The organism is Desulfobacter sp., from assembly GCF_050177295.1.
Map to the genome: position 1 here is coordinate 1 of NZ_JBFXHE010000467.1, position 3261 is coordinate 3261.

Below are 3261 nucleotides of genomic sequence, written 5' to 3' on the forward strand. Positions count from 1 at the left end.
AATCTTTTCAAAGATTGTTTCTAATTCCACAGGGACATGAAGGTCGGTCAGTTCTCTGTCCAGAACCGCGATAAGGTAATGGTATTCAGACTTTGAAAGTTCTTTTTCAATGATCCTGTTCCAGGAAGCCGCAGGATTGGTTTCCCCTGAATATAAAAATCGTTTTTTCCAGTCTGTCAGAATCTGGGGGTTATTGAGGACATTCATCCGCTTTTGTTTTCTTTTCATGAAAAAGGCAAAAAAGAAAAAATTTTTCAGCAAAGATATCAAAGCATTGGGCGGTCTGTACTGGTTGAGCCTGGACCTGACAAAGGCCTTGGTGTCGTAGGTCCAGGTTTCCACCATGGATTCAATTTTATTAATGGCCTCTTCGGGCAGGGCAATATATTTTTTTTCTTTTGTATGTCGCTTGGCCATTTTTCCATCCTTACGCATGGGTTAGGTTTTTATGAAATTTTGGCTTATCTTTCGGTTGTGCTGTCCGCCTGGAAGGGCAGGGTGACTGCAGGGGCCTTTCCGCCGTCATGGAGTACAAAGGTTTTCTGGTTTGATTCGTTCTTTTCATAGGCAGTGGCCCATTTTTGCTGGGTAAGAAATTCAAACAGGTCTGGATTGACCCGTTGACCGTCCCGGCCGCCCAATGCAAGATGAAGTGATTTAATGCCGTCAAGGTAGGCTTTGTAAAGTTTTGTAATCCTCTGTGCCTCCTGGTCAGCAGCATAGTTCTCTGCTTCTGCGATAAGCTGGCGCCGCTTTTTCTCTTCCGTGGCCTTCACCAGCGTGTCGCCGAACCTTGTTTCGTTGAGAACAAAACTGACCACCTCAATGCCGTACTTTCCTTCAAGGGTGAGGCCGTTTTTATTAATGGGCCGGTTTTTCAATGCATGAAAGATCTCTTCTTTTATGATTTCCCTTTCCGAAATCAATCTGTTGACCTCTTTACCCTGCAGGATATCCTTGGCAATTCCGTCGTAATCCCCCTGAAGCAGGATTTCAGGAGACAGGTTTTCAATACCCCAGACTTTCAAATCTTTTATCCTGAACGTCATCAAGGCAGAGGTCCACAGAGCCACGTTTTCCCGGGAAATAATTTTAATGGGTTCAGCGGCACCGCCGATGTACATGTTCTGGTTCATTAAGGGAACCTCTTTTTCCAGCCGGGTAAAGAAAGGAAGCCTGAAGTGCCAGCCCAAATCGGTGACAGCCTGCCTTTTTCCTCCAAATTGTTCGAGGATAACAGCATAGTTGAATTTGACCTTGTAGATCACCTGGGTGGAATAGACCACAGCAGCCAAAGAATAGATCAGGGCAAGGCTGACCAGTAAAAATGCCAGTCTTCTCATCATGGTAAAAAATCGGGCTCGCTGCAAAAAAATCTGAGATTGCTGCTCTTTCATACCTTCTCCTTTGCCGTTGATTTAGCGGTTCGTGTCCGTCAGGGTTTTAGGGGTCTGCTACTTTTTTTAAGTGTCCTGGTTCAATACTAATGTGTTAATTTTTTGCTTATCCGTCAGTTCTGATTGCCTTTTGTGTAAAAAGAATTTTCGTCGATTCTGTTACCGTCGGCAAAAAAAACGGATTAATAAAGGAATTCAAGAGTGTAAAAAATTATACAGGAAGATTTATTAATGGTCAAAAAATATTACCGGCAGGAAGCTATGGGGGGGGGATGAAAACCGCTGCCAGACACCTTCAGGGTGCGGCAGCGGTTGCTTTTAATCATTTCAGGAAAGAACAAACTTTTTATAGGGCCAGCACACCACACCGCCGTCCATGAATTTTACGTTTTTATATCCGGCACCGGCCAGAATGCGCTCGGCTTCATAGCCGCGCAAGGAGATCTTACAAAACGCGATGATCTCCTTGTCCTTTGGCAGTTCGGAAAGGCTGCTTCTCAGTTTACCTAAGGGGATCAGTTTGACTCTGGGATCTTCAATGCGCATCTGCTCATACTCCTGGGGGGAACGCGCATCAAGGAATATAAAATCATCGCCGTTATCTATTTTGGCTTTGACTTCCACAGGAGACAGGGAATTTCCCCGGTTGTAAAGTTTGTTTTCAGCAATATTGGCAGCCGTGATGATATTGTCCATGGCAGGGGAAAAGGGCGGGGCATAGGCCAGGTCATACTGGGCAATGTCCGTCACCTTTGATCCGGACGAAATATTTGACACGGCGATTTCCATGCGTTTGGCTACATCGCCGGGTCCCACGATCTGGGCGCCTAAAAGCGCATGGGTGGCCTTATCCACCACCAGTTTAATGATGATCAGTTTGGCCTCATCAAGGAAGTGGGGTTTGTCAGGAAAGGGGCTTAAAACGGTGATGCAGTCGTATCCCATTTCCCTGGCCTGTTTTTCAGTAAGGCCTGTTCTGGTGACATTGATATTGAAAACCCGGCAGATAACCGTACCGCAAATGCCTTTGAATTCGGAAGTGAGGCCACAGATATTATCACCAATGATTCTGCCGTGTTTGTTGGCCGTGGAGCCCATGGGTGCAAAAATGGGTTTTCCTGTGACGATGGAAACGTTTTCAACACAGTCCCCACCTGCATAGATATTCGGATCTGAGGTCCGCATGGAGGCATCCACCCGGATGGCACCGGTCTCACCGATCTCAAGGCCGGCTTGTTTTGCAAGCTGGGTATTGGGATTCACACCCACGGCGACCAGCACCAGATCTGCGGGATATTCCCCTTTGTCCGTGACTACGGATGTTACGGCCGAAAGATCATTGCCTTTGATTTCCCGGACCGTTTCCAGGGTTTTCAGCACAACGCCGTTACGTTTAAGTTCATTGTGCAGATGAAACACCATTTCATGGTCAAAAAGATTACCCATGGCCTGATCTAGCATCTCGATCATGGTAATGTTCATTCCCCTGGCCCTCAAAGATTCCGTGACCTCAAGACCGATGAGCCCGGCACCAACAATCACGGCATTCTTTCCTTCCAGGGGGCCGCTTTCATTTCTGATCCCTCTTGCATCCTCCACGGTCTGAAGAAAATGCACACCAGTCAGATCAATGCCGGGAAACGGCGGTTTTTTGAACTGGCTTCCCACGGAGAGGACAAGGGTATCGTACTCATACTCAAGGGGCTTGCCTGTTGAAAGATCAACCGCTTTCACAACTTTATTTTCACGGTCAATGGATTCTGCCAGGGTATGGTTTTTTACTTCAATATCCTTAACCATCTTAAAAAAGTTGGGATCCCTGACCACGCCTGTGGGTGTGGCCATCAGTTCACTATCATTCTGT

General features: G+C 46.7%; 2 protein-coding genes and 1 pseudogene. All 3 read right to left on the reverse strand.

Annotated features, from left to right (window positions below):
- Positions 1-417 (reverse strand): annotated as a pseudogene (locus AB7U36_RS21160) (AAA family ATPase); the annotation flags it as partial.
- A gap of 44 nt (positions 418-461) precedes the next feature.
- Entirely contained in the window at positions 462-1397 is a 936-nt protein-coding gene (locus tag AB7U36_RS21165) for an SPFH domain-containing protein (protein ID WP_428161605.1), read from the reverse strand.
- Positions 1398-1724: 327 nt separating this feature from the next.
- On the reverse strand, positions 1725-3261 hold a 1537-nt coding region (locus tag AB7U36_RS21170), incomplete at its 5' end, for an FAD-dependent oxidoreductase (RefSeq protein ID WP_428161606.1).